Annotated in this window: 26 protein-coding genes; 13 read left to right on the top strand and 13 right to left on the bottom strand. The window is 60.5% G+C overall.

Features of this window, described 5'->3' with window-relative positions:
• Positions 1 to 152: 152 nt before the first annotated feature.
• The 6 genes from VM94_RS28525 to VM94_RS14400 all read left to right on the top strand — a co-directional run bounded on the left by VM94_RS28525 (position 153) and on the right by VM94_RS14400 (position 8170).
• Positions 153 to 338 carry a hypothetical protein gene (locus tag VM94_RS28525; protein WP_160309294.1) on the top strand — a complete coding sequence of 62 codons (186 nt, stop codon included), beginning with the start codon at positions 153 to 155 and terminating at the stop codon, positions 336 to 338.
• Complete coding sequence (locus tag VM94_RS14380) at positions 335 to 1195, top strand: alpha/beta hydrolase (RefSeq protein ID WP_034751961.1); 861 nt, start codon at positions 335 to 337, stop codon at positions 1193 to 1195. Before VM94_RS28525 ends, VM94_RS14380 begins: the two co-directional genes overlap by 4 nt.
• A gap of 271 nt (positions 1196 to 1466) precedes the next feature.
• Positions 1467 to 2711: an efflux RND transporter periplasmic adaptor subunit gene (locus tag VM94_RS14385; protein WP_034751960.1), complete on the top strand. Its 1245-nt coding sequence runs from the start codon at positions 1467 to 1469 to the stop codon at positions 2709 to 2711.
• Positions 2712 to 2713: 2 nt separating this feature from the next.
• On the top strand, positions 2714 to 5914 hold the full coding sequence (locus VM94_RS14390) for an efflux RND transporter permease subunit (protein ID WP_035820025.1): 3201 nt from the start codon (positions 2714 to 2716) through the stop codon (positions 5912 to 5914).
• A 44-nt stretch (positions 5915 to 5958) separates the two neighbouring features.
• The gene (locus tag VM94_RS14395; RefSeq protein WP_046684608.1) at positions 5959 to 7404 is read left to right on the top strand and encodes an efflux transporter outer membrane subunit; all 1446 of its coding nucleotides are present in this window, start codon (positions 5959 to 5961) and stop codon (positions 7402 to 7404) included.
• Positions 7405 to 7612: 208 nt separating this feature from the next.
• On the top strand, positions 7613 to 8170 hold the full coding sequence (locus VM94_RS14400) for a fasciclin domain-containing protein (RefSeq protein ID WP_046684063.1): 558 nt from the start codon (positions 7613 to 7615) through the stop codon (positions 8168 to 8170).
• 67 nt (positions 8171 to 8237) lie between these two features.
• Here VM94_RS14400 and VM94_RS14405 read toward each other — a convergent pair whose 3' ends face one another.
• The 6 genes from VM94_RS14405 to VM94_RS14430 all read right to left on the bottom strand — a co-directional run bounded on the left by VM94_RS14405 (position 8238) and on the right by VM94_RS14430 (position 11517).
• A complete protein-coding gene (locus VM94_RS14405; protein WP_046684064.1) occupies positions 8238 to 8501 on the bottom strand; it encodes a hypothetical protein in 264 nt (87 codons plus the stop codon).
• Positions 8502 to 8546: 45 nt separating this feature from the next.
• Positions 8547 to 8897, bottom strand: coding sequence for a hypothetical protein (locus VM94_RS14410; RefSeq protein WP_046684065.1), 351 nt, complete (start codon positions 8895 to 8897; stop codon positions 8547 to 8549).
• A 115-nt stretch (positions 8898 to 9012) separates the two neighbouring features.
• Complete coding sequence (locus VM94_RS14415; RefSeq protein WP_046684066.1) at positions 9013 to 10026, bottom strand: serine hydrolase domain-containing protein; 1014 nt, start codon at positions 10024 to 10026, stop codon at positions 9013 to 9015.
• A 213-nt stretch (positions 10027 to 10239) separates the two neighbouring features.
• Positions 10240 to 10581 (bottom strand): hypothetical protein, encoded by a 342-nt coding sequence (locus VM94_RS14420; protein WP_046684067.1) that lies wholly within the window; start codon positions 10579 to 10581, stop codon positions 10240 to 10242.
• A gap of 39 nt (positions 10582 to 10620) precedes the next feature.
• Entirely contained in the window at positions 10621 to 10971 is a 351-nt protein-coding gene (locus VM94_RS14425; RefSeq protein ID WP_046684065.1) for a hypothetical protein, read from the bottom strand.
• Between the two features lie 222 nt (positions 10972 to 11193).
• The gene (locus tag VM94_RS14430) at positions 11194 to 11517 is read right to left on the bottom strand and encodes a hypothetical protein (RefSeq protein ID WP_046684068.1); all 324 of its coding nucleotides are present in this window, start codon (positions 11515 to 11517) and stop codon (positions 11194 to 11196) included.
• 210 nt (positions 11518 to 11727) lie between these two features.
• Here VM94_RS14430 and ligD point away from each other — a divergent pair, with 210 nt between their 5' ends.
• Positions 11728 to 14226: a DNA ligase D gene (ligD, locus tag VM94_RS14435; RefSeq protein WP_046684069.1), complete on the top strand. Its 2499-nt coding sequence runs from the start codon at positions 11728 to 11730 to the stop codon at positions 14224 to 14226.
• Here the strand turns inward: ligD and VM94_RS14440 are convergent.
• The 3 genes from VM94_RS14440 to VM94_RS14450 all read right to left on the bottom strand — a co-directional run bounded on the left by VM94_RS14440 (position 14210) and on the right by VM94_RS14450 (position 18508).
• On the bottom strand, positions 14210 to 16522 hold the full coding sequence (locus VM94_RS14440) for a PAS domain S-box protein (RefSeq protein ID WP_082127716.1): 2313 nt from the start codon (positions 16520 to 16522) through the stop codon (positions 14210 to 14212). The two genes, ligD and VM94_RS14440, sit on opposite strands and share 17 nt — an antisense overlap.
• A 120-nt stretch (positions 16523 to 16642) precedes the next feature.
• Positions 16643 to 17518, bottom strand: coding sequence for a non-homologous end joining protein Ku (gene ku, locus VM94_RS14445; RefSeq protein WP_046684070.1), 876 nt, complete (start codon positions 17516 to 17518; stop codon positions 16643 to 16645).
• A 3-nt stretch (positions 17519 to 17521) separates the two neighbouring features.
• Entirely contained in the window at positions 17522 to 18508 is a 987-nt protein-coding gene (locus tag VM94_RS14450) for an SDR family oxidoreductase (RefSeq protein ID WP_046684071.1), read from the bottom strand.
• A gap of 127 nt (positions 18509 to 18635) precedes the next feature.
• On the opposite strand from VM94_RS14450, the gene VM94_RS14455 reads away from it, so the two are divergent.
• The 6 genes from VM94_RS14455 (at position 18636) to VM94_RS29325 (ending at position 22062) form a co-directional block, all read left to right on the top strand.
• Positions 18636 to 19205: a TetR/AcrR family transcriptional regulator gene (locus VM94_RS14455; protein ID WP_046684072.1), complete on the top strand. Its 570-nt coding sequence runs from the start codon at positions 18636 to 18638 to the stop codon at positions 19203 to 19205.
• 67 nt (positions 19206 to 19272) lie between these two features.
• Positions 19273 to 20913, top strand: coding sequence for a SulP family inorganic anion transporter (locus VM94_RS14460; protein WP_046684073.1), 1641 nt, complete (start codon positions 19273 to 19275; stop codon positions 20911 to 20913).
• The gene (locus tag VM94_RS14465; RefSeq protein ID WP_082127717.1) at positions 20910 to 21299 is read left to right on the top strand and encodes an Imm1 family immunity protein; all 390 of its coding nucleotides are present in this window, start codon (positions 20910 to 20912) and stop codon (positions 21297 to 21299) included. Before VM94_RS14460 ends, VM94_RS14465 begins: the two co-directional genes overlap by 4 nt.
• Positions 21299 to 21571 (top strand): hypothetical protein, encoded by a 273-nt coding sequence (locus VM94_RS14470; RefSeq protein WP_046684610.1) that lies wholly within the window; start codon positions 21299 to 21301, stop codon positions 21569 to 21571. Before VM94_RS14465 ends, VM94_RS14470 begins: the two co-directional genes overlap by 1 nt.
• The gene (locus VM94_RS14475; protein WP_138829144.1) at positions 21561 to 21938 is read left to right on the top strand and encodes a DUF2750 domain-containing protein; all 378 of its coding nucleotides are present in this window, start codon (positions 21561 to 21563) and stop codon (positions 21936 to 21938) included. Before VM94_RS14470 ends, VM94_RS14475 begins: the two co-directional genes overlap by 11 nt.
• Complete coding sequence (locus VM94_RS29325) at positions 21931 to 22062, top strand: hypothetical protein (RefSeq protein ID WP_260687190.1); 132 nt, start codon at positions 21931 to 21933, stop codon at positions 22060 to 22062. Before VM94_RS14475 ends, VM94_RS29325 begins: the two co-directional genes overlap by 8 nt.
• Before the next feature lie 4 nt (positions 22063 to 22066).
• On the opposite strand, the gene VM94_RS14480 is transcribed toward VM94_RS29325, so the two are convergent.
• The 4 genes from VM94_RS14480 to VM94_RS29030 all read right to left on the bottom strand — a co-directional run.
• Positions 22067 to 22546 carry a GNAT family N-acetyltransferase gene (locus VM94_RS14480; protein ID WP_046684076.1) on the bottom strand — a complete coding sequence of 160 codons (480 nt, stop codon included), beginning with the start codon at positions 22544 to 22546 and terminating at the stop codon, positions 22067 to 22069.
• Positions 22547 to 22618: 72 nt separating this feature from the next.
• A complete protein-coding gene (locus VM94_RS29025) occupies positions 22619 to 23737 on the bottom strand; it encodes a T6SS immunity protein Tli4 family protein (RefSeq protein ID WP_235432917.1) in 1119 nt (372 codons plus the stop codon).
• Positions 23738 to 23739: 2 nt separating this feature from the next.
• Positions 23740 to 25668 (bottom strand): hypothetical protein, encoded by a 1929-nt coding sequence (locus tag VM94_RS27805; RefSeq protein WP_082127718.1) that lies wholly within the window; start codon positions 25666 to 25668, stop codon positions 23740 to 23742.
• On the bottom strand, positions 25665 to 26810 hold a 1146-nt coding region (locus VM94_RS29030; protein WP_046684694.1), incomplete at its 5' end, for a type VI secretion system Vgr family protein. The genes VM94_RS29030 and VM94_RS27805, both read right to left, overlap by 4 nt.

Consider the following 26810-nt stretch of genomic DNA (forward strand, 5'->3'; position numbering starts at 1 on the left):
TGATTATTCAGAATCCTGAACAATCAATTCGTCATTGCACTCTTTATCAGATTGTAGATCAAGTCTATAGTTGTTGTACTGCAGCATAAATGTGATGCCGCAGGCAGTACAACAGGAGAAACATCATGGCTTATCGGAATGGAATCTTTGCAGTGCTCGCTCTCGCTATGAGCTCGCTCGCTCTGGCCGCGATGGTATCGACGGATGCGTATTCACTGGCGGCGCAAAGCGAAGCCAGTGCTTACAGCGCCCTGACCCATGAAGTGGGCGGCATCGCCCTGTTGTGCCTGAACGACACGGTACTCGATGCTGCGGTGCAGCCGGTGGTGGCGCAATGAGCGTTGCCGGCACCGTGGCTGAACTGGCTCCTGGCCAGGCGCTGAAGATACGCGATATCCAGGTGCAGGGCGCGCAGGATGCGCTCGCCGCGCGCGTCTACACGGCCGGCGTGCCGGGCGCCAAGCAGTCGAGCCTGATCGTCTTCTTCCATGGCGGCGGCTTTGTCGACGGCGACCTGGACGACGCGGACGACTTCCTGCGCTGCCTCGTGCTGAGCAATCCCGACCACGTGGTGCTGGCCGCGAACTATACGTTGGCGAAGGTGCGGCCATTCCCCGCCGCCGTGGAAGACGCGCACGCCGTGCTGCTGTGGGCAAAAAAGAACAAGTCCAAGCTGGGCTGGACGGGCAAGCAGATGGTGGTGTCGGGCATCGAAGCGGGCGCCAATCTGGCTGCCGTGTGCGCCATGATGTCGCGCGACCGGGGCGGACCGCCCCTCGCGGGCCAGGTGCTGATCATGCCGATGCTCGACCCCGGCCTGTCGACCTGTTCGATGCGCAACTTGCCGACGTGCCCAGATCTGGCGGAAGTGGCTGATCAATGCGCCGCCGCCTACCGTGGCTACCTGCCGAATGCCGCTGACCGTACCCATCCGTATGCGTCGCCATTGCAGTCGAGCCGCCTGAAGAACCTGCCGCCGGCGCTCATCCTGTCCGGCGAAGACGACCCATTGCGCGACGAGGCTGAACAATACGGCAGCAAGCTGATCGCCTGCGGCATCAAGACCACGGTGCGGCGCATGCCCGCCGCGCCGCTGCAGGATGCAGGCGCGCGTAATGAGTGCGCTTGCAAGGTGCATGCCTTGAACGAGATTGCCAGCTTTGTCGCTGGACTGGGGCAGGAGCCCGAGTCATGACGCCGCCATCTGATGCACCGCAAAAAAACTTACACTAATCAGTTTACTTTTTGAGTTTCGGTTGTTACACTACGGAGTGTAGTTCCCATCTTGCCTGAGTTGTGCGCTCGCACAGCCAGCTTTGTCGTCCCCGTCCGCTTTTAAACAGCTGGCGGCCTGTTTACCTTTGATCGAGCGCCGTCGGGCGCCATGGCACCACCATTCACTTTTTCAGTTGGGTTGCTTCCTGCCGCCCATACCATTAGAAATTTTCATAAAACAGGGAAATAAAATGAAAAACGTTCAACAATTTTCCACTCTGCTGAAGCCCCTGGCTGCCTCGCTCGCGCTGGCGGGACTGGTGGCCGTGAGCCTGGCCGGCTGCGATTCGGCCAATAGCAAGGTGCCCGACGCGCCAGCGGCCGGCGGCCCGCCCATCTCGGCCGCCGCCGTCGTTGAAAAACAGATCACGGAAACGCAGGAATTCTCGGGCCGCCTGGAAGCGATCGAGCGCGTGGAAATCCGCTCGAGAGTCAGCGGTTTCATCACGGCCGTCAATTTCAAGCCGGGCAGCGAAGTGAAAAAGGGCGATGTGCTGTTCGTCATCGATCCGCGCCCATTCCAGGCCGAAGTGTCGCGCGCCGAAGGCACTGCCGCCTCGGCCCGCGCCAAGGCGGAACTGGCCAAGCTGGAATTGTCGCGCGCTGAAAAGCTGCTGGCCGAAAAAGCCATCGCCCAGCGCGAATTCGATGAAAAAGCGTCGGGCCTGAAAGAGCTGGACGCGAATGTCCGTTCGGCGCAAGCCGCGTATGAAGCGGCGAAACTGAACCTGTCGTACACGCAGGTGCAGGCGCCGATCAGCGGCCGCGTCAGCAAGGCGGAAATCACCGTCGGCAACCTGATCGACGCTTCCGCCATCCTCACCTCGGTGGTGTCGACGGACCGCATCTACGCCAGCTTCGACGGCGATGAAGATACCTACCTGCGCGTGGCCGGCACGGCGCAAAAGGGCACGCCCGTCACCGTCAAGGTCGGCCTAGCCAACGAAACGGGCTTCCCGCATGAAGGTAAGCTGGAATTCGTCGACAACCAGCTCGATCCGGCCACGGGCAGCGTGCGCATGCGCGCCACCTTCGCCAACGCCGAGCGCCAGCTGGTGCCTGGCCTGTTCGCGCGCATCCAGCTCGACGGCGGCAACGGCCCGCAGGCGCAAAGCACGGCCCTGTTGATCAGCGACCGCGCCGTCGGCACGGATCAAAGCCGCAAATACGTCTACGTGGTGGGTGCCGACAACAAGGCCGAATACCGCGCCGTCAAGCTGGGCCCGACTTCGGACGGCTTGCGCGTGGTGCGCGAAGGCTTGAAGGCGGGCGAGAAAATCGTCGTCAACGGCTTGCAGCGCGTGCGCCCGGGCGCCCCGGTGACGCCGCAGATAGTGGCCATGGATTTCGATCCGACCGCGCCTGCCGCTCCTGCAAAACCTGAAGCAAAAGATGCCAAGATCGCCGCGAAAGCAGCATCGACTTCCAAGGAATAAACATGAACTTTTCCCGCTTTTTCATCGACAAGCCGATTTTCGCGGCGGTGCTGTCGATCGTCATATTCGTGGCCGGGCTGCTGTCGATTTTCGGCCTGCCCATCTCCGAATATCCTGACGTCGTGCCGCCATCCGTGGTGGTGCGCGCGCAGTACCCGGGCGCCAACCCGAAAGTGATCGCCGAAACCGTGGCCGCGCCGCTCGAAGAGCAGATCAACGGTGTCGAGAACATGCTCTACATGTCCTCGCAAAACACGTCCGATGGCGCGATGATGCTGACCGTGACCTTCAAGATCGGCACCAACGTCGAGCAAGCCGAGACGCAGGTGCAGAACCGCGTGCAGCGCGCCTTGCCGCGCCTGCCCGAGGAAGTGCGCCAGATCGGCGTGACGACCGTCAAGTCCTCGCCCAACCTGACCATGGTGGTGCACCTGGTTTCGCCAAACAAGCGCTATGACGATATGTATCTGCGTAACTACGCGGTGCTGAACGTCAAGGATCAACTGGCCCGTTTGCCCGGCATGGGCGACATCCAGATCTTCGGCGCCGGCGACTACGCCATGCGCATCTGGCTCGACCCGCAAAAGGTGGCGGCGCGCGGCATGACGGCCAATGACGTCGTCGACGCGATTCGCGAGCAGAACGTGCAGGTGGCCGCCGGTGTGATCGGCGCCTCGCCAGCGAAGAACTCGGACTTCCAGCTGACCGTCAACACCCAGGGCCGTCTGCAGACGCCCGAGGAGTTTGGCGCCATCATCGTGCGCACGAATGCCGACGGCGCCGTGACGCACCTGAAGGACGTGGCGCGCGTGGAAATGGGCGCCAACAGCTACTCGCTGCGTTCGCTGCTGAACAATAATCCGGCCGTCGGCATGGGTATTTTCGAAGCGCCGAACGCCAACGCGCTGCAACTGTCTTCCGACGTGCGTTCCAAGATGGACGAACTGAAAAAAGACTTCCCGCAAGGCGTGGAATACCGCATCGAGTACGACCCGACGCAGTTTGTGCGTTCGTCCATCGAAGCCGTGATCCATACCCTGCTGGAAGCCATTGCCCTGGTGGTGCTGGTGGTGATCATCTTCCTGCAAACCTGGCGCGCATCGATCATCCCGCTGCTGGCCGTTCCCGTCTCCATCGTCGGCACCTTTGCCGTGATGCTGGGCTTTGGCTTCTCGATCAACACGCTGTCGCTGTTCGGCCTCGTGCTGGCCATCGGTATCGTCGTCGATGACGCCATCGTGGTGGTGGAAAACGTCGAGCGCAATATCGAGGAAGGCTTGTCGCCGCGCGACGCCACTATCCAGGCCATGAAAGAGGTGAGCGGTCCTATCGTCGCCATCGCCCTGGTGCTGTGCGCCGTGTTCGTGCCGATCGCCTTCGTGCCAGGTTTGTCCGGCGAGTTCTATCGCCAGTTCGCGCTGACCATCGCCATTTCGACCGTGATCTCCGCTTTCAGCTCGCTGACCCTGGCGCCAGCCCTGTCGGCCGCGCTGCTCAAACCGCACGATGCGCCGAAAGACGCGCTGACGCGCGGCATGGACATGGTCTTCGGCCGCTTCTTCGCCTGGTTCAACCGCTTCTTCGGCCGCGCTTCGCACCGCTATGAAGCGGGCGTAAAAGGCGTGTTGGGCCGCAAGAGCGCCTCGCTGGGCGTGTATGCGCTGCTGGTCGTTGCCGCCATCTTCACCTTCAAGTCCGTGCCGGCCGGCTTCGTGCCAGCACAGGACAAGCAATACCTGGTGGGCTTTGCGCAATTGCCTGACGCCGCTTCGCTGGACCGCACGGAAGATGTCGTGCGCCGCATGTCCGACGTCATCAAGTCGGTGCCTGGCGTCGAATCGACCATCGCCTTCCCCGGCCTGTCGATCAACGACTTCACCAATGCGCCGAATGCCGGTATCGTGTTCGCCACCCTGAAGCCGTTCGACGAGCGTACCAGCAAGGAATTGTCGGGCGGCGCCATCGCGGCCGAGATCAACAAGCGCCTGGGCGGTATCCAGGACGCCTTCATCATGGTCTTCCCGCCACCGCCGGTCAACGGCCTCGGCACCATCGGCGGCTTCAAGATGATGATCGAAGACCGCGGCAACCTCGGTTACGACGCGCTGTACAACGCCACCCAGGCACTGGCCGCGAAAGCGTACCAGACGCCGGAACTGGCGGGCGTGTTCTCGGGCTACCAGATCAACGTGCCGCAGCTGTTCGCCGACGTCGACCGCGTGAAAGCCAAGCAGATGGGCGTGCAGCTGCAAACGATTTATCAGACCTTGCAGATCAACCTCGGTTCGCTGTACGTGAATGACTTCAACCAGTTTGGCCGTACCTACCAGGTGCGCGTGCAGGCCGATGCGGCGTTCCGTTCGCATGCGCAGGATATCGCGCAACTGAAGGTACGCAACGACAAGGGCGAGATGATCCCGCTGTCTTCGCTGATGCGCGTCAAGGACAGCTATGGCCCGGACCGCGTGCAGCGCTACAACGCGTATGCCGCAGCCGACTTCAATGGCGGTGCAGCCCCTGGCGTATCGAGCGGCCAGGCGCAAGCGGCGCTGGAACGCATCGCCAAGGAAGTGCTGCCGCAGGGGATTTCGTATGAATGGACGGAGCTGACCTACCAGGACATCTTGTCCGGCAATACGATGATCTATGTGTTCCCGCTGTGCGTGCTGCTGGTGTTCCTGGTGCTGGCCGCCCAGTACGAAAGCTGGACATTGCCGCTGGCCGTGATCCTGATCGTGCCGATGTCGATCCTCTGTGCTTTGCTGGGCGTGAAACTGACCGGCGGCGACAACAACGTGTTTACCCAGATCGCGCTGTTCGTGCTGGTGGGGCTGGCGTCGAAGAATGCGATTCTGATCGTGGAATTTGCCCGCGAACTGGAAGAGCATGGCCGTACCGTCGTGCAAGCGGCGCTGGAAGCGTGCCGTCTGCGTCTGCGTCCGATCCTGATGACGTCGATCGCCTTCATCATGGGCGTGGTGCCCCTGGTGTTCTCGAACGGCGCCGGTTCGGAAATGCGCCATGCCATGGGCGTGGCGGTCTTCGCCGGCATGCTGGGCGTGACCTTCTTCGGCCTGTTCCTGACGCCCGTGTTCTACGTACTGCTGCGCACCCTGGCGCAGCGTTTTGAGAAAAAACCAGCCACCGCTGCCGCCAAGCCTGTCGCCGCGCCAGCGCTGGACCTGGAAGGAGATATATATTGAAAACCAAGGAAATCATCTGGCGCGTCAAGCCCGTGCTGACCGCCATGGCCGCAGCCGTGCTGCTGGCCGCCTGCGCGGCGCCGGAGTTCAAGCAGCCGCAGATCGAAACGCCGGCCGCGTTCAAGGAAGCGCAAACCTTGCCCGCCGTGCAGACGGCGGCCGACGGCACGCGCTGGAAACAGGGCGTACCTGCCGAGCGCCAGGCGCGCGGCGAGTGGTGGCTGGCCTTCAATGATCCGGCCCTCACGAGCCTGATCAACGAAGCCACGCAAGCGAATGCCAACCTGGCCGTCGCCGCCGCCCGCGTCAAGCAGGCGAGGGCGATTGCCGGCATCGCCGAAGCGGACCGCATCCCGCAAGTGGGCGTGAACGTGGGCGGCCAGCGCAACCGCGCTTCCGCCGTGTCGCTCGGCTTGCCGAACGGCGCGCCGGTGGCGGCCACGAATGTCTACCAGGCCAACCTGACGGCCAGCTACGAAGTCGATCTGTTCGGCCGCGTGGCGTCCAACGTCAGCGCCTCGCGCAGCGATGCGCTGGCCGTGGAAGCGACTTACCGCTCGGTGCTGCTGTCCTTGCAGGCCGACGTGGCGCAGACCTACTTCCAGCTGCGCGCCACGGACGCCGAACTGGCGACCCTGGAACAGACTGTGCGCCTGCGCGAGGAAAGCGTGCATGTGAACCAGCGCCGCTATGACCTGGGCGACATCGGCGAGTTCGATCTGTCGCGTGCCCGCACGGAGCTGTCGACCGTGCGCGCCGAAGCCATCGGCCTGCAGCGCCAGCGCGCCACCAGCGAGCATGCGCTGGCTGTCCTGCTGGGTAAACCTGCCGCCAGTTTCACGGCGACCGTCAACCCGCTGCAAGATAGCGGCTTCCTGCCCGTGATCCCGGCCGGCATGCCGTCGTCCTTGCTGGAGCGCCGTCCCGACATCGCGTCGGCGCAGCGCACCATGGAAGCGTCGAATGCGCGCATCGGCGTGGCGAAATCGGCCATGTTCCCGGCCTTGAGCCTGAACGCCTCCGGCGGCGGCGCGTCCGATACCTTCTCGGACATCTTCAAGTGGAGCAGCCGCTCCTGGCTGCTGGGCGCCCTGATGTCGATGCCGATCATCGACGGTGGCCGCAACAAGGCGGCCGTGAGCCGCAGCGAAGCGCAGCTGGAAGAGTCGGTGGCGACGTATCGCCAGAGCGTGCTGGTGGCCTTCGCCGAGGTGGAAGACAACCTGGCCGGCCTGCGCATCCTGTCGGGCCAGACGCAGCAGATCGACGAAGCCGTCGTCTCGGCGCGTCGTTCGGCCGACCTGGCGCAAAAGCTGTACGACGCTGGCCGTTCCAGCTACCTCGATCTGCTCGACGCGCAGCGCAACCTGGCGGCCATCGAGCGCAACGCCGTGCAATTGCGCGGCAACCGCGCCGTCACCACGGTGGCGCTGATCCGCTCCCTGGGCGGCGGCTGGGGCGAGACGGAGCCGCAAGTAGCTGCCAACTAGTTTCCGGTCCGCGGCGATAAGCCTCTCAAGAACGGCGTCGTGCTTTGCACGGCGCCGTTTTTTTTATGGGGGGCTTGTGTAGGTCGGCTTAGCGCGTAGCGCGTAATCCGACATTTCCCGCGGCGTAAAATAAATTGAATCCAATCCCCGTCCGACCACGTAAATACTCCTGCAATCATGCAAACGCCGTCATCCAGGAGATACCATCATGCGCACCTTCGTTCCCGCAGCACTGTTCTTTACATCCATGCTGGCCGCCAGCGCCCCGTTTGCCGCCGACATGACGATCATGGTCGGTGGCCAGAGCATGTATCCGTCCAAGGACATCGTCGACAATGCCGTCAATTCGGCCGACCACACGACCCTGGTCGCCGCCGTCAAGGCGGCCGGCCTGGTCGACACACTGAAAGGCAAGGGCCCATTTACCGTGTTTGCGCCCACGAATGCGGCCTTCGGCAAGCTGCCGGCCGGCACCGTCGAGACCCTGGTGAAGCCGGAAAGCAAGGCGACCCTGACGAAAATCCTCACCTACCACGTGGTGCCCGGCAAATACGACTTCAAGGCGCTGGCCAAGGAAATCAAGATGCACGATGGAAAAGCCACCTTGCCCACGGCCAGCGGCGGCAAGCTGATGTTCGCCATGAACGGCATGCACAACATCGTGGTGATGGATGAAAGCGGCAATAGCGCCAACATCAGCACCTATGACGTGTACCAGTCGAATGGCGTGATCAATGTCATCGACTCGGTGCTGATGCCTAAATAAGCGAACGAAAAAGCGGACGAAAAAAAAGACAGGGAAAACCCTGTCTTTTTCATTTATGCCGCCGTGATTACTTGGCTGGCGCTGCTGGCGTTGCCGGCACCGCTGGTTCCGCAGGTGCTGCCTTGTCGGCTGGAGCGGCTTTCTTCGCCTTGTGATGCTTGGCTTTCTTGTGCGCCGCTGGCTTGACGGCGGCTGCCGGCGCTTCGGCCTTGACGACAGGGGCGACGACAGGAATCGGTGCCACTGGAGCGACTGGCGCAACGGCTGGCGTCTGGGCGAAAGCGGCGGTGGCGAACAGGCTGGCGATCAGGGTGGCGATAACTTTTTTCATGATGAGATCCTTGGTGTTTTTTCGGGTTGATGCAGTGAGAATGAATTACTTGGCTGCTGCAGGTGCCGCTTCAGCGGTGGCCGATGCCAGTTTTTCGTCAGCTTTGGCCTTGGTTTTCTTGGCCTTGTGGTGTGCCTTGGCTTTCGTGGTGGCCGCTTCCGCCTTGGCGCTGGCGACGTCCGTTTTCGCTGCGACGACTGCTTTCGCTTCTTTGGCATCCGCTTTGACGACGGCTTGCGCTTCCTTGGCGTCCGCTTTCACGACAGCCTTGGTGTGGGCCGCTTCCACTTTTGCTGGTACCGAGGCTGCCGGAGCGGCCGCAGGTGCTGCCGGGGTTTGGGCGAAGGCTGCGGTTGCGAACAAGCCGGCGATCAGGGTAACAATTGCTTTTTTCATGGTGCAGTCCTCAGTGGTGGTTTGTCTGGTATGTCTGTTGGTGCCGGGATGATTCCCGTGTCACTGAGCATAAAACGCGCCCCCGATCGCTTGCGTTGACGGTCATTACAAACGCTTACATCTGCGTTGTATCCGCCTTCAGGATGGCCTTCAGGATGTCTTCCGAACGGCGCTGTCCATAAGGCTTGCCGTACGCGCCGGACGCGATGCTCACCACCATGCGCCGCGCGGGTATCACGTAGATCTTGTTGCCGCCATTGCCCGAGGCGAAATGCACGGCGATCTTTTGTCCCCCGATGTCCTGTGTCTTCGCATACCAGAAATAGCCGTAGCTGTCGGCGTAGCGGTCGACGGCGCCGGTGGCCACGCGTGGCGCCAGCGCCGCTTGCAGCCAGCTCGTATCGATCACCCTCTTGCCGTCAACTACGCCGTCGTCGAGCACCATCTGGCCGATTTTTGCCGTGTCGCGCGCGCGCAGCGACAGATTACCTTGGCCCTTCGGATGGTTGGCCACGTCGCGGCCCCAGCTCCAGCGGGTGATGCCCAGTGGCGAGAACAGCACCTTGGCGGCGACATCTTCCAGGTCGGCGCCGCTGGCGCTTTCCACCACTCTGCCCGCGACATACGCCCCCAGCGAGTTGTAGCGGTAGGCGCTGCCCGGCGCCGTGGCAGCGGGCACGCCGCGCACGAAGGCGGCAGGGTCGGGCGCCGCATCGAGCTTGTCTTCATTGCCCGGCGACTGTTCGTCTTCATCGAAGGCGGCCAGGCCCGAACGCATGGTCAGCAGGTCGTCGATGAGCACCTTGCCTGCCGGGCTGCCAGCGACTTCGGGCCAGTAATCTCCCACCGTTTTTGTCGTCGCCAGCTGGCCGCGCGCCACGGCCGCGCCCGCCAGCAGGGCGGTGATGCTCTTGCCGGCCGAGCGGATGTCGTGCAGGGTGTCGGCCGTCTCGCCGTTGTAATAGCGTTCGGCCACGATGGCGCCGTCGCGCAGCACGACGACGGCGCGCAAGTCGCCATGGCTGTCGCGGTCCTGGGCTTGCAGGACTTGCTCCAGGGTGGCGGGGGCGGTTTGCGCATTGGCGGCGCAAGGCAGGGACAGGGCGGTAAGCAGCAGCAGGTGGCGCATGGGATAGGCTTCGCGGCGATGGTCGGAGTGCCAGTGTCCCCCATCTGCGCCGCTTTGTCGCGCGCAAGGTGCCTGGTTCGATGAAGTTTGCATGAAGATGCGGTGGAAGCTGCGCCATGCAAAAAGGACAGCCGAAGCTGTCCCTGGTACTGCGGGCGAAGTGGTCAAGCAAGCGCAGACCCGGCGGACGCGCTCGCGTGACGTCGTTCGCGCTTACTTCGCTGGCGTTGCCGGTGCTGCTGGAGCGGTTTCCGTCGCTTTCGCCGCATCCGCCTTTACTTTGGCTTTGCTGGCCTTGTGATGGGCCTTGGCCTTGGTGGCTTTGGCGTCGGCCTTGGCGCTGGCGACATCGGCTTTCGCATCGGCGACGACGGCTGCTTCTTTCGCATCGGCTTTCACGATGGCCTTGGTTTCCTTGGCTTCAGCCTTGACCACGGCTTTCGTGTGGGCCGCTTCCGCCTTGGCCGGAACCGATGCTGCAGGAGCGGCAGGGGTTTGGGCGAAGGCTGCGGTTGCGAACAGGCCGGCGATGAGGGTGGCGATAACTTTTTTCATTGTATTTTCCTGGCGAGTGGTAAGCGATGGTAGGGGGGATTACTTGGCTGCGGCTGGTGCGGCTTCGGCGGTGGCCGATGCCAGCTTTTCGTCAGCCTTGGCCTTGGTTTTCTTGGCCTTATGGTGCGCCTTGGCTTTCGTGGTGGCCGCTTCCGCCTTGGCGCTGGCGACGTCCGTTTTCGCGGCAACGACTGCTTTTGCTTCCTTGGCATCCGCTTTGACAACGGCTTGCGCTTCCTTGGCGTCCGCTTTCACGACCGCCTTGGTGTGGGCCGCTTCCACTTTCGCTGGTACCGAGGCTGCCGGAGCGGCCGCAGGTGCTGCCGGGGTTTGGGCGAAGGCTGCGGTTGCGAACAAGCCGGCGATCAGGGTAACAATTGCTTTTTTCATGGTGCAGTCCTCAGTGGTGGTTTGTCTGGTATGTCTGTTGGTGCCGGAATGATTTCCGTGTCACTGAGCATAAAACGCGGCCCGGAAGGTTATCGTTGACCTTGTTTACACTTTCTTACAATCGGGTGATTTAAGTGGCGTTAATTGAAAAAGACGGCGTGAAAATGCAAAAAGACAGCCGAAGCTGTCTTTTTGCATGGCGCAAAAAACGCGCTGCGTGAATTATTTGGCTGCTGCTGCGGTCGCTTCAGTTTTGGCTTCGTCAGCCTTGGCCTTGGCTTTTTTCGCTTTGTGATGGGCTTTGGCCTTGGTGACTTTGGCGTCGGCCTTGGCGCTGGCGACATCGGCTTTCGCATCGGCGACGACGGCCGCTTCCTTGGCATCGGCTTTGACTACGGCCTTGGTTTCCTTGGCTTCCGCTTTGGCCACTTCCTTGGTGTGCTTGGCTTCGGCCTTGACAGGCGCGGCTGGCGTTTGAGCAAAGGCTGCGGTAGCGAACAAGCCGGCGATCAGAGTAGCGGACAAGTTGAAAATGCGTTTTTTCATGATGCAGTTCCTCGAGAAGTGGGGTTGTAGTTCAGGAGATCAATCCCCTGTCACTGAGGCAAAAACGCGCCGTGTGGCAATAGCGTTGACACGTTTTTTGCGAATTACAAACACTTACATTTGCCGGGGCAGGCACTCTGTTAGCTGGCGTACCGCGCCCGAGCCTGTCGCAGCCTAGACTCGAAGCCATCATCACCGCATGGGGCCGCCATGAAAGCCGCCTTGAAAACCTATCAAGCCAAGCGCAATTTCGCCGTTACGCCCGAGCCTGCCGGAGGCGACGAGGATGCGAACGACGTGCTCACCTTCGTCATCCAGAAGCACTGGGCCAGCCGTTTGCACTATGACTTCCGGCTGGAACTCGATGGCACGATGAAAAGCTGGGCCGTGCCGAAAGGACCCAGCTACGACCCGCGCGACAAGCGCATGGCCGTGCAGGTGGAAGACCATCCGATTGCGTACGCGAGTTTTGAAGGCACGATCCCCGAAAAACAGTATGGCGCTGGCAAGGTCATCATTTGGGATAAAGGAACGTGGCAGCCCCAGCCCGCCACGCCCGATGCGCGCAAGGCGCTGGCGGCCGGCGAGCTGAAATTCACCCTGCATGGTCACAAGATGCATGGCAAGTGGGTGCTCGTGCGCATGAAAGGAAAGGGAGACAAACGCAGCGAAAAGCAGCCTGCCTGGCTGCTGATCAAGGAAAAAGACGACTACGCACGGCCGGCAGCGGAGTTTTCTGTCGTGGAGGAGTTCCCCGACAGCGTCAAGAACAAGGCCCTGCCCAAGCGCAAGAAGAGGGCGGACCGCTCCGCAGCGCCCGATGCCGATCTGCCCGCTACCTTGTCGCCGCAGCTGGCCACCCTGGTCGATACGCCTCCGCCAGATGCGCAAGACTGGATTTTCGAGGTGAAATTCGACGGTTACCGCATCCTCGCGCGTTGCGATGGGGAGCAGGTCAGCTTGATGACGCGCAATGGCAACGACTGGACGGCAAAACTGCCGAAGCTGCGGCGATCGCTGGAAAAACTGGGCTTGCCGCCAGGCTGGTATGACGGTGAAATCGTCGTCAACGACGCCAGCGGCCACCCGGATTTTGGCGCCTTGCAGCGCGCGTTCGATGCGGAAACGACCAGCGACATCGTGTATTACCTGTTCGACGTGCCGTATTTCGATGGCCACGATCTGCGGGGACAGCCCGTCGAGGCGCGCAGGGCGTTGCTGCAACAACTGCTGCAGAGCTTGCCCGCGTCGCCGCTGGTGCGCTTCAGCGACGCGCTCGATGCTACGCCGCAGCAACTGCTGGCCCACGCCTGCCGCCTGGGGCTGGAAGGGGTGATCGGCAAGCGGCGCGGCTCGCCCTATGTCACGCGGCGTTCCGGCGACTGGATCAAGCTCAAATGCGGGCTGCGCCAGGAATTCGTCATCGGCGGCTATACGGCGCCGCAGGGCGCGCGCGAAGGGATCGGTTCGCTGTTGCTGGGCGTGCATGATGCGCAAGGCAAGCTGCGCTATGCGGGCAATGTGGGCAGCGGCTTTGACGATGCCAGCCTGCGCGACTTGCGGCGCCGGCTCGATGCGCTGGCTATCGAGACGAGTCCGTTTGAAGGCAAGGCTGGCGGCGTGCGCCAGCCCATCTGGGTCCAGCCGCAATTGGTGGCCGAGGTCGGTTTTGCGCAATGGACGAGTGGCGGCGCCGTGCGCCATGCCGTGTTTCACGGCTTGCGCGAGGATAAAAAGCCGGCCGCCATCGTGCGCGAGCGGGCGCGGCGACTCGACAGGGAGAAGACAATGGAGAGTAAATCCACGCCGGACTGCGTCTTGCCGTCCAGTTTCAAGGTCAGCCATGCGGACCGCGTGATCGACAGGGACAGCGGCGCCAGGAAGATCGACCTGGTGTGCTATTACGCACTGGTGGGCAAGCTGATGCTCATGCATTTGCGGGGCAGGCCCGTGTCGCTGGTGCGCGCGCCATCGGGCGTCGGTGGCGAGCTGTTCTTTCAGAAGCATGTGGAGACGTCGAAGATGCCCGGTGTCAAACAGCTCGATGCAAGGCTGGACCCGGAACACCCGCCCATGCTGGAAGTGGCCAGCCTGCAGGGGCTATTGTCGGCGGCGCAGTGGAATGTGGTGGAATTTCACACGCAAAACGCGCTGGCCAGTGCCTACGACACGCCGAATCGCCTGGTGTTCGACCTGGACCCGGGCAAGGGCGTGGCCTGGCCCGCCATCCGCGAGGCGGCCGTGCTGCTGCGCGCCTTTTTGACGGAGCTGGGCTTGCCCGCCTGGCTGAAAACCAGCGGCGGCAAGGGCTTGCACGTGGTCGTGCCGATCCGGCCCAAGCATGACTGGGACACGGTAAAGGCGTTCTCGCAAGCCATCGTGGCGCACATGGCGCAGCACATCCCGGCGCGGTTTGTCCTCAAGAGCGGCCCCGCCAACCGCGTCGGCAAAATCTTCATCGATTATTTACGCAATGGCAGGGGCGCCACCACCGTGTGCGCGTGGTCGGCCCGCACGCGTTCCGGGCTGGGCATTTCGGTACCGCTGGCCTGGGACGAGCTCGACGAGCTGACGGCGGGCGACCAGTGGAATGTGGGCAATGTGCACAGCCGCCTCGACGTGGGCAACACGCCGTGGGACGGCTATGCGCGCAGCGCGAAAGGTCTCGATGCTGCCATGAAAAAGCTGGCGTTTACTCCCCCGGCTTGAGCGGCAGGGCGCTGCGGGCCAGTTGCAGTGCTTCCTCGATGGCCGCGTTGAGCAGGGTGATCTCGACAGGCTTGGTCAGGTAGCGGAAAAAGCCCGCGGCCAGGCCATGCCGGATATCGCCCTTCATGGCGTTGGCCGTCAGGGCGATGACGGGGATGTGCGCCGTGCGCGTATCGTTGCGCAGGATGCGCTGCGCCTGGTTGCCATTCATGCCGGGCAGGTTGATATCCATCAGGATGACATCGGGGCGGCGCTCCAGCGCCAGCGCGATGCCCTGGCGCGCGTCGGTGGCCGAGATCATGCGCAGGTGGGGCAGGAAACTGACGATGTCTTCCACCAGGCGCAAACTGGCCGGATTGTCTTCCACGTACAGCAGCAGCGCCTGTCCGCCGTCATCGTCCCCGGTGTCGCAGGCGGGTTCGGGCAGGTATTCCGTGTCCGCTAGCCGGCTGGCGGGCGGCGCCGCCGTGGTGCCCAGTTCGATCCAGAACACGCTGCCCACGCCGACGCAGCTGTGCACGCCCATGCTGCCGCCCATCAGTTCGACCAGGCGCTTGGTGACGACCAGGCCGATGCCCGTGCCTTCCTCGCTGCCCGCCTCCTGTCCCAGGCGGTTAAACGGCTGGAACAGTTCGGCCATCTGCGCCTCGTCCAGGCCCTTGCCCGTGTCGCGGATGGCGATGCGCACGCGCTGCGCATCGGGCTGAGAAATTTCCAGTTCCACCTTGCCGTCCGGGCGGTTGTATTTGATGGCGTTCGACAGCAGGTTCAGCAGCACTTGCTTGAGGCGCGTATGGTCGGCCCTGAGCGTCAGCGGCGCGCAAGCGGGAACAACCAGGTGGATCTGGCGCTGCTGCGCCTGCTCTTCCACCATCACGCGCACTTCCTCGATCAGCGCGGGCAGCGTCACCGCTTCCATCGACAGGCTCAGGCTGCCCGATTCGATCTTTGCCAGGTCGAGGATTTCATTGATCAGGGTAAGCAGGTGGCGTCCCGAGGTGACGATGTTTTGCACGAAGGCGCGCTTTTGCGGCACGGTGGCGGGCAAGGCTTCGTTGGCCAGCAGCTGGGCAAAGCCGAGGATGGCGTTCAGCGGCGTGCGCAGCTCGTGCGACATGCTGGTGAGAAAGCGGTCCTTCGCCTGGCTGGCCCGCTCGAGTTCGATTTTCTGTTCGTTGAGCGTGCGTTCGATGCGCTTGCGCTCGGTGATGTCGCGGATGGCCGACGAGACCAGCACGCCCTCGTCCGTTTCCAGCGGCGACAGGCTGATTTCGACTGGAAACTCGGTGCCATCGCGGCGCAAGCCGTACAGTTCCAGCCCCGCACCCATGGAGCGGGCGCGCGGCGCCGTGGAAAAGCTCTGGCGGTGGCGCGGATGATCGTGTGCGTAGCGGGCCGGGATCAGTACTTCCACGTTGCGCCCGAGCAGCTCTGCGCGCGAATAGCCGAACAGGCGTTCCGTCTGCGAATTGACGAGCACGATCTCGCCATCGCCGTTGACGATGACGATGGCGTCCGGCGCCGATTCGAGCAAGCCGCGAAATTTCTGCTCGGCCCGGCGGCGGTCGCTGACGTCGCGGATGGCGCTGATGACGAAGGTACCGATCTCCGTCTGGATCGGCGACAGGCTGATTTCCACAGGGAACTCGATGTTGTCCTTGCGCAAGCCCAGCAATTCCAGGTCGGCGCCCATGGTGCGCGTACGCGGCTGGTCGAAATAGCGCGAACGGTGCGTCACGTGCGAATGGCGCAGGCGTTGCGGCAGCAGGCTATCGATTTGCCTGCCGTTCAATTCGCCTTCCGCGTAGCCGAACAGGCGCTGCGCCTGCTGGTTGGCCAGCACGATGGCGCCCGTGGCATTGACCATGATGACGCTGTCCGGCGTCGACTCGAACAGCACGCGGTAGCGCACGTCGACGAACTGGGCGTCGCGCGCCGCCTTCAGCAAGGTCGTGTCCTTCATGGTGGAAATCAGGTAGCGGGTGGCGTCCGCACCGGCCTGTGCCGTCTGGCACGCGACGTCGACGTAGATGAGCTCACCATCCTTGCGCCGCCGCAGCGATTCGCGGTCGTAGCTGCCGTGCAGGGCCAGCTGCTCGTCGATCAGCGGGGATGCTTCGGCCTGTCCCGGCAAGGAAATCAGCTCCCACAGCGTGCGGCCCAGCGCTTCGTCGCTGGCATAGCCGAAAATGCGCTGCGCCCCGGCCGTCCAGCGCACGACGACATGCTCTTCGTTCGTGATGACAACGCCGCCAGGGGCGCCGTTGAGGATAAGCTGATCTAACTCGGCATCCATTTTTTCCCGCACGCATGACAAGGCTTGCCGGGTGGCAGGCCAGTGCATAACGTAGCGAGAAGCCTGATCAAAGTCAATGCATTTATATTATTGAAGATTCTCCTGGCTGCGAGGTGTGTTTCAGGCCGCCTTGCGCCTGGAAGGCGGCGGTTTGCGGGTAGCGGACGAGGCCGCGCGCTTGCGGGCCGGCGCGGCCGGCGCTTTCTTGCCCAGGCTTTGCTGCAGCAGTGCCACCAGGTCGATCACATTGCTGCCGTGCTCTTCTTCCGGCTCGGGCGCGGGCGGCGTGATGGTCTTGGTCTGTTTGGCCTTGATTTTCTTCTTCACCAGCGCCAGCACGTCTTCGCGGTAGCTGTCGTGGTATTGCCCGGGTTCCCAAGCTTCGCTCATGCCTTCGACCAGCGACAGGGCCATCTTGAGTTCCTTGTCGGAAATACCCGCCGCTTTCAGGGTGCTGCCGGGCAAATCAAGGTCGTCCGTGGGGCGGATTTCATCGGCGTAGCGCAGGGTGTTGAGCACGATGGCGTCGCCCACGCACACGAGTGCGCACAAATGCTGCTTGGTGCGCATGACCACGCTGGCGATGCCCACTTTATTGGCCTTGCGCAAGGTTTCGCGCAGCAGGGCATAGACGTTCTCGCCGCCCTTGGCAGGCAGCAAATAATACGGGTGCTCGTAAAAGGTCAGCGGCACCTCAAGCGCATCGACAAAGGTCAATATGTCGATGGTTTGCGTGGCCTTCACATTGGCTTGCCGTAAATCCTCCTCGGACAGCACCACGTACTCATCCGTCTTGTATTCATAGCCCTTGATGATGTCGTCCCATTCGACTTCCTTGCCCGTCTTCTTGTTGTAGCGCTTGTAGCCGATGGGCGCGAAGTCGCGCCGGTCCAGCATGGACAAGTCCAGTTCATGATCGAGACTGGCTGAAATCAGCTCGACGGGGATGTGCACGAGGCCGAAGCTGATGGCGCCTTTCCACAGTGCGCGCGCCATCGCTTATTCCCCCACGCTGCCGGTGATGGGCAGGACGATGCCGCTGATGTAGCTGGAACAGGCGGGCGAAGCCAGGAAGACGTAGGCGGGCGACAGTTCTTCCGGCTGGGCAGGGCGGCGCATGTCCGTGTCCTGGCCGAATTTCTGGATGTCCTCGGGCGATTTGTCGGCCGGATTGAGCGGCGTCCAGACGGGCCCGGGCGCGATGGCGTTGACGCGGATGCCCTTGTCGAGCAAATTGCCGGCCAGCGCCATGGTAAATGCATGGATGGCGCCCTTGGTGGTGGAATAGTCGAGCAAGTGCTTCGAGCCTTGCAAGCCTGTCACGGAACCCGTGTTGATGATGGAGGCGCCGCGCTGCAAGTGGGGCAGCACGGCCTTGGCCATGTGAAAGTAACCGTAGACATTGGTTTTCATGGTGAGGTCGAAGCGTTCCTCGCTCAGGTCGAGCAGCGATTCCGCATGTTCCTGGAAGGCGGCGTTGTTCACCAGCACGTCGATGCGTGTGAACTTGGCCATCACCTGGCTGACGGCTTGCTGGCAAAACCCGTGGTCGCGCACGTCGCCGGGAATCAAGAGGCAGCTCTGGCCCTCCGCTTCCACGTAGCGCTTCGTTTCGTGGGCGTCTTCATGCTCGTTCAGGTAAATGATGGCGACATCGGCCCCTTCGCGCGCGTACAGCACGGCCACGGCGCGGCCGATGCCCGAATCGCCGCCCGTGATGACGGCCACCATGCCGGCCAGCTTGCCGCTGCCGCAGTAGTCGGGCGCCAGGAAGCGGGGTTTGAGCTGCATCTGTCCTTCGATGCCCGGCTTGTCCAGATGCTGGGCGGGCAGGGGCGGGACAGGCTGGCTGCCGTGGCCCGTCTGCACGGGCTGCTTGCTTTCCTTGCCGGATTTGGCGGCATCGCGCTGCTTATCGTCCTGATCCTGTTCCTGTTGAATGCTGCGCTGCAAATTGCCGGCGGACTGGTCCTTGTTCTCGTTCATGCTGGCCTCCTTGTAAACGAAGGTCCAGTATCGGCGCGGCATGCGCATCAAACGGTGCGCTTGCTAACAGAGTGGCGCAAACGGGCGCAAAGTTATATGATGGTTGACATAAATGTAGGAGGGCAGCATGAAAGTAAGCAGGGAGCAGGCGGCGCTGAACCGCGAGCGCATCGTGGAGGTGGCAGCCAGATTGTTCCGCGAAAAGGGCTATGACGGCATCGGCGTGGCGGACCTGATGAAGAACGCGGGCCTCACGCATGGCGGCTTCTATGGCCATTTCGCGTCCAAGGAAGACTTGATGATCGAGGCGTGCCAGCATGCCCTGGAGAAATCGCTGGAAGGCTGGCAGGCGAAAGTCGCCAGCGACCGGCAGCGGGCGCTGCCGGCGATTATCGACAACTACCTGACCATCCGGCACCGCGACCAGCCTGGCGGCGGTTGCCCGGCGGCGGCCATGGGCGTCGATGCGGCGCGCATGTCGCCCGGCGCGCGTCCCGTGTTTACCAAGGCAACGCAGCAGCAGTTCGCGCTGCTGGAAGGCTTGCTGCCTGAAGGCGCGCCGGAAGAACGGCGCCAGCAGGCGATCGCCACATTTGCCGCCATGGTGGGCGCCATGGTGCTGGCGCGCTGCGTCGATGACGAGGTGTTATCGGCGGAAATCCTCGACGCCGTGAAGGCGCAATTGCTGCAAGCGTAAGCACGTCCCCCTGTCAGCCGGCCTCGTCGCATGATAGGCTTCGGTTTTCAGATTTTGGGATCTCATCATGCTGCTTTGGCTCAGGCAATACCGGCGTCCTCTGTTGGCCGGGGACATCACTGCCGGTATCGTTGTCGCCATGATGATGGTGCCGCAAGGCATGGCCTACGCCTTGGTGGCCGGCTTGCCGCCCGTGGTGGGCATCTACGCCAGCATCCTGCCGCCCGTGCTGTACGCTTTGTTCGGCAGCAGCATGACGCAATCGGTGGGGCCCATGGCCATCGTTTCCCTGATGACGGCCGCCGCCCTGGCACCGCTGGCCGATCCCGGTTCCTCCCTGTACATCGTCCTGGCCGCTCAGCTGGCCTTTATCAGCGGCCTCGTCCTGCTGCTGTGCGGCGTGCTGCGCCTGGGTTTCATGGCCAGCTTTTTATCGCGCCCCGTGATCAGCGGTTTCAGCAATGGCGCCGCGATCTTGATCATCTGGGGGCAAATCACGCCGCTTCTGGGCGCCACCTGGCCCCACTGGCATACGCCCAGCCTCGTGCTGGGACTGTCCGGCCTGCTGTTCCTGTGGCTGGCCAAGCGCTATCTGTCGCGCCTGCTGCAACGCTGCGGCTTGAACAAGGTGGCGGCCGATGTGGGCGCGCGCCTGGCGCCGATGGCGCTGGTGCTGGCCGGCATCGCGCTCGTCTCTTATGGCGGCCTGGAAGCGATGGGTGTGCAGACGACCGGCCATGTGCCCAGCGGCTTGCCCGGCCTGAACCTGGCCACATCGAGCGCCCATTGGCGCACCTTGCTGTCGCCGGCGCTCTTGATCGCCTTCATCATCTTTTTGATGAGCATGTCCGCCGCCCAGACCCTGGCGCAAAAACGCGGTGAAAAGCTGCATACCAACCGCGAACTGCTGGGCCTGGGCGCGGCCAACGTGGCCAGCGCGCTGTCGGGCGGCTTCCCCGTCACTGGCTCGATTTCGCGCTCGGCCGTCAATTTCCAGGCGGGCGCCAACACGCCGCTGGCCAGTATCATCACGGCGGGACTGCTCGCGCTGGCGCTGGTGGCGCCCACGGGCTGGCTGGCGCTGCTGCCGTTGCCGGTCTTGGCGGCCACCATCATCTTTGCCGTCAGCAGCCTGCTGGACTGGGACACCTTGAAACTGTCGTGGCGCTACGACCGCAGCGATGCGCTGGCCCTGCTGGCGACGACGGCCGGCGTGCTGGTGCTGGGCGTGGAGGCGGGCGTCGTGATCGGCGTGCTGCTGTCGATGGGCACCCTGATCTGGCGCGCCAGCCGCCCGCACATCGCCGTGCTGGGTCGCATCCCGAACAGCGAGCACTTCCGCAACGTGGAGCGCTATGAAGCGCAAACCCTGCCCGATGTCTTGCTGCTGCGCATCGATGCGGGCCTGTTCTTCGGCAACGTCGAAGCCGTCACGGAGCGCGTGGAGGACGAGTTGCGGGGCCACCCGACGGCGCGTCACCTGGTGCTGGTACTGTCGGCCGTCAACCAGATCGACAGCACGGCCTTGCTGGGTTTGATCGAACTCAACAGCACGCTGGCCAAGCGCGGCATCAGCCTGAACCTGGCCGAAGTGAAGGGCCCCGTGATGGACCGCTTGCGCCAGAGCAGCCTGCTGCACGACCTGAGCGGCAAGCTGTACCTGAGCACGGCGCTGGCCATGGATGACCTGAGCGGAGAAAAAGCATGACGATGGAATTGAATCTGCATGGCGAAGCGCGTGTTGTTGACACCGTCGCTGCGCTGGAACAGGCGTTGCTGGAAGCGCGTGCGCTGGCCCAGTGCGAGCTGTGGCTGACCATGGCCACGGATGCGGAGCAGGGCCCGGCCCTGTGCATGCTGCGCAATGGCGGCAATGCCTGGCTGATGTATCTGTCGGGACAGGATGACCTGAGTTTTCACTCCTTGGGTGACGAGGAGGAAACGGGCGAATGCAGCTACCTGCTGGCCAATGGCCAGGTGGATGTGTATCCGGAAGCATGGTGCGTGGATGTGGAACAATGCCAGCGCGCCTTTGTCGCGTTTTTCAAGACAGGCGGCGCGCGGCCGGACGCCATCGCGTGGGAAGCGGATTGATGCCGCAAACCATCATTGCCGACATCGACAGGGATTTGCTGGCCGCGCTGGCCGTCAGGGCAGGTTTATTGACGCTGCGCACCATCCTGCTGCGCTACCACGCCAGCGGCGTGACGGCGGCGCAAGTGGCCAGTTTGCTGCAGGAACTGCGTCTCGCCACACAAGAGGGGCCGCTGGAAGACGCGATACTGGACGCCCTCGACATGGTGACGGGCTGGTGCGGGCCGGAGTTACGGGTCTGGGACGGGGTAGGGGGAAACCGTGCATCCTGAAAAAATCAAACAGGTGATGCAGTTGCCGGCGCAGCAGCGCTACGACTATTGCGTGCGCAAGGTCACCGATACACAAGAAGTGTGGGGCTTGTACCATGCTGGCTGGGCCACGGCGCAAGCCCATGGCCACGTCGCCATCCCGTTCTGGCCGGAAGCCGCATACGCGCAAGCGTGCGCCAGCGGCGACTGGGCGGATTTCCAGCCGTGCGCCATCGCGCTCGGCGATTTCCTGAACAAATGGCTGCCCGGCATGGCGAGCAATGGCCAGCTGGCTTCCGTATTCCCCGTGCCGCAAGGCAGCGCCAGCATCGCGGCGCCTGCTGACTTGCTTGCCGACCTGCGAGATGAAACCAGACAATATGAATAATCAAGAAGAACGCCTCGACGCGCAGGGCGACCCGCTGGACTTGGGCGACGACGAAGTGCGCACCCTGATCGCGAAGCTGCAGCAATGCCTGGCCGATTCCGAAGCGGCTGCTGGCAAAGACTGAAGGTTCAGGCGGCCGTCAACTCCTTTTCCATCGTCACGCTGGCCAGGCTGATGCCGCTCGCATGCGCATACGCTTCCTCGCGCAAGGCGACAAAGCCGGCGGCCTGGTAAAACGGCACCGCGTTCAACGACGCAGACAGGTGCAGGCGCGCAATGCCGCGCTCGCGCGCCAATTGCTCCAGCGCCGCCAGCAGCCGCTTGCCGATACCGAGTCCTGCGCGCGCAGGATCGACAAACACGGCATCGACTTCGTGTTTCACGGCGTCCAGCATGGCGTAACCGGCAATGGTCTCGCCCTGCATCGCCACGATGCCGTCACCTGCGGCCAGCATGGCGGGATAAAAGTCCGGCACGGGCGAGGCCGTCCACACAGCAATTTGCTCCGGCGCATAATGCGTCGCGCAACTGACGCGCACGGCCACCGTGCGCAGGGCCCACAGGGCGTCGATATCAAGGGGCAGGGCGGGGCGCAGGGCGATGGGCATGGAAGCTTTCCGGGCAAAAGGATCATGCTAGCGCAATGGCTTGCATGGCGCCAGCATGAGCTTATTCAGCTGTCACTGCGCTGGCTTGTCCGGATCGAAGTAATACGAACCCGGCGGCGCACCCGGCACCTTCACCCGGAACTTCAGGCCGGACAACAGCTTGTCCCACAAGGCAATCGCCTCTTCGTCGGTCAGCGACGATGCTTCGGCGGCGCCGACCATGTTGTGGGCGACTTTGGTGTACATCTTGACTTCCAACACAGACGGATTTGCGATGTCTTTCGGTTTGCCTACCAATGCCCATTCAAAATCATGGACGCCATCGGTGCGTCGTATCAGCGATTCTTCGCCTTTCCAGTGTTGGATGGTGCGCTTGCCTTCGCGCAGCAAGGTGCGCTTGGGATAGTTATTGCCTTGCATTTTTTTTGCGTCTTGTATGCGATTGAGTAGTGATAATTCTCCACGCAACCTTGATTCAAATTCTGTCGGCGGGTAGTCACCGTATGCATCCTTATTTGAACTGATGGAGAAAGTAACATCTGGCAAGCTGGGTAGATAAATACCTACGTCATCTATTTCTTGATATTTATACTGATTTTCACTTATGAATCCGTGCTCTACGCAAATGCCTGGCGTGACAGGAATTTCTTCAGTAGCACGCAAATACAGACTTTTTGCTTGAAGGAATTGTCTTTCCGCTGTTGCTCTTTCGGTGTCGCCATTATCTACTGCGTCGCCTATGGCAAATATGAAATTCCCTTTGTTGATTAAGGTTCTATAAATTATGAAATTGTCTTCTTTGGCTGATTTGCTATTGTAGTATCGAAGTTGCCAACTATTTTCTATTGGGCCATTTCCATTATAAATAATTTCAGGGGAAATATTCAAAGATCGTATTTTTTTTAAGTCAATTTCTGCTTGGTGTTTTAAGGATTCAGGTCCTCCTTTAAAAAGTTCAACTTCAGAATTTCCAATTATTAACTCTGCCTCGTTTGGTAGATTTAATAAATATCTTCCAAAGCAAAGTTTTTTTGTCTTTTGAAATAAATTTTCTATTTTTGGTGTTGCGTGCATGTGCATTTTATTTTCCTCATGATTTTTGCTTGACATTGTTTCATTTGCCATTGTTTTTGATGCTAGTGAATTAATTGCAATAATTGAAATAATGAGAATTTTTTTATAATTTAACATGCTCATTTCCATTCTGCTTTTTTGGCAATCTGCACAATTGAATAGAGCATAGATGCCAGGACATGTGGATGAGAGTAGCTATTTTGATGTTCATATCCATTTTCAGATTTAGCACCATGGGAAAATTTTTCCCCAGGTATGTGTTTTGCTGAGCGATCCGATGGGACAGTTTCATCGCCAGTAGAATTTGGTGGTTGTAATTTTAGTTTCAAAACACGTGTTCCTGCTTGTACAGTAAGGTTGCCTTTTGCATCGTCAGTCAATAACTGCCACTTATTTGGTGATGGTATAATTTTTTCTGGATCGGATGAATTTTTAATTTCCAAACCCTCGGTAACTTTGAAAGTGATTTCTCCATAGCTTAAGAATTCTTTTGATGCACAATAGCTTGCATATGTATTTGGATGAAATATTTGTTCTATTTCTTTTAATAATTCTGATGCATCTTTCAATCGTCGCATGACATTGTTGATGCCTCCCCCTTTTTTTGATGGAATATTTGCAGGGTTCACCCAGGAAGGATTTGTCATCCTCCACCACGCATTTTCAGGTTGTAAGTAGATACTTTCCAGCGCACTATCCTTACCTCGTGGCCAGCTCCAAAGTAATTTATCTGTTGCATCAACAACCTTGATCCATTCTTGACCATATGCCATGCTTGGCAACATTTCTAATGGCGCAGGTGCATTTGCGAGAATTGCGGTGGCATGCTCACCATCAATGCCAAGAATTTGGGCTTCGAGAGTATTAATTGGGCCACTCTTTTCCTTAAAGCCGAAACGCATGCGTTTGTATGCACTGGCGGCCCCTAAGGTAGGCATCACATTATGATATATCCCAAGTATTTTTACACTTTTATCATTAAGCATATTTCCATATCTAGGATGCATTAAGGCTCTGGCGAGCAGTCCTCCCATGCTATGTGTGACGAGAATGACCTCACTGCATTTGAAGCCGCATTTTTGATAGCCTATTACTATGCCTCGTATGCGTTTGGTAATAATAATAGCGGTAATGGCATTGCTTTGCAGGAAGTTGTATCCCAACGCATGAACCGGATACCAGCATGGGGAAATTTTTAGCATGTCGGAAGTGTTAATTGGTGCTCCGGACGAACCACCAAAGTCTTTCGGATTTTGTATTAGGAGCTTCGCAATAGGCGGATAGGCTTGTTGGCCAAATGAATATCGTCCAGTAACTTGATCGGAAGAATCAATTTTCCAATGAGGTAAAACTTCTCCTCTTTTTATTATATTATTCATGAAGAATTCTGTTTTTTTAAGCATTTCGCCATAGGCGCCGGCGAAAAGAACTTCGCTCCATCCACGCCACCGTGCAATATGCGCTGGAGTTTCACGTATTTCACGGGGAATGAATTTTCCCGCTACACCAGGTTTCTGAATTGCATCTACCTGAGCATTCTTTTTAGGACTAACAGAAATCAATGGAGGAACACCAGGAAAATCGTCAGGTACATTGTTATGACGGGCGTCAGATCCTTTGGTTACGTCTCCATCAGGGAAGAAGCGCTCATTTTCGATAGAATATTGATAGTACTCAACTTCAGTTTCATTTGGATCAAAGACCAATTGTCGATCTCTGGGGGATGCTCCCCTAAACCAACCACCTAAACCACTACCGGTTGCAACCGCCAAATTACCAGATTTGTCGACCATGTCATCTGGCCTCCATGATCTGTTATCCGGTCGCTTCAGATCGTCTTGACGTTGTTTTGTCATTCTTAAATTGCTACCCATAACGCCTGGTAAAAATATAATCGGTATGATTTTTCTGGGTGGGATCGTGACGTCATGACGAATCGTATCTTCTATTTCCGTCATATGAACGGTGTATTCAGCCCACCCACCGACAGTTTGCCTAAACTCGCCTTGGTAATTGCCATGTTCATTCAAATCGTTATCGTCACTCATGGTAGTTTTCCCTTGTAACGTATCGTATAGCTGTCCATGCCATCTCCTTTTTGTAATGGCGTCAGCCCGTCGGCGCCACTCTTTTCGCTAATTTTGTGGCCGTCGTCACGTATGAGTTCAAATGCGATATCGGGCGCCGGTTTCCCGTCCACTTCCAGCAAGCGTACGGCCTGATCAAAACGGGTTACTGGCCTCTCATTAAATTCCTGCGACACGCTCTTCGGCGCCAGGGTTTCCAGGTTGCCGTTGAAGAGCACGGGGGAAGAGGTGAAGAACTGCACCTTGTCGCTGATTTCCAGCATGTGGTTGGCGCCGTGCAGGCGTATGCCTTTCTTGCCCTTGATGTTGACCCAGTCCGCTTCGCTGATCAGCGACAAGACCTTCTGGGCGAGGATTTCCACCTCGTCGCTGTGGGCCTCGATGGTCACCTTGCCGCTGGCGGCGATCAGTTTCATGCCGGCCTTGTGCACGAACAGGCTGAAGGTTTTGGCGATGCTGGCAAACATGCTGTCGCCGCTGACAAGTGAAATATGCTTGCTGCTGGTGAGCGCCACATGTCCGCTGGCGGCCACGTGCACGGACTGGGCCGTGCTCAGCTCGATGCCAGCTGGACTGGCCAGCAGCAAATGCGGTTCGGACAGCTCCGGGAAATCGCCGCCGGCGCCTTTGATCGCGGCGTTTTGCCGCTGGATGGACTCGGCGACGGCGCCCTGTTGTGCTGCGCTGTCTTGCGCACCGGCGTCGATGGCCATGCCGGCCAAGCCCTGCTGCAGTTGGCGTGCTTGTGCCAGGCGGGCCTGCGTTTCGTCGAGTTGCTTCACGGAGCCGCCTGCCGGCGTTTCGGTGGTGATCAGCATGCCTTTGGCTGCGCGCAGGGCACCCCAGGCGTTGCTGGCCAATTCAAAGCCCACACCGCGCGCTTCCTTGCGGCCGGCGTTGTCGTCGATGCGGGTGATGCTGCCCAATGAAAGACGGCTATCCTGGTGCTCGCTGCGCAGCTGCGCCTGGATCGCGCCCTTGGTATCGTCGAGCACGAGATGGTTGGCGCTGCGGGCGCCCAGTTCGCGGCTGCGCAAGCCGGACAGGGCGCGTTGCTGCGGCAGCTGCCACGGCGGCGGGTTGGCGCTGTTGTAGACCACGCC

Origin of the sequence: Janthinobacterium sp. KBS0711 (genome assembly GCF_000988085.1) — a bacterium.
GTDB lineage: Bacteria > Pseudomonadota > Gammaproteobacteria > Burkholderiales > Burkholderiaceae_D > Janthinobacterium > Janthinobacterium lividum_E.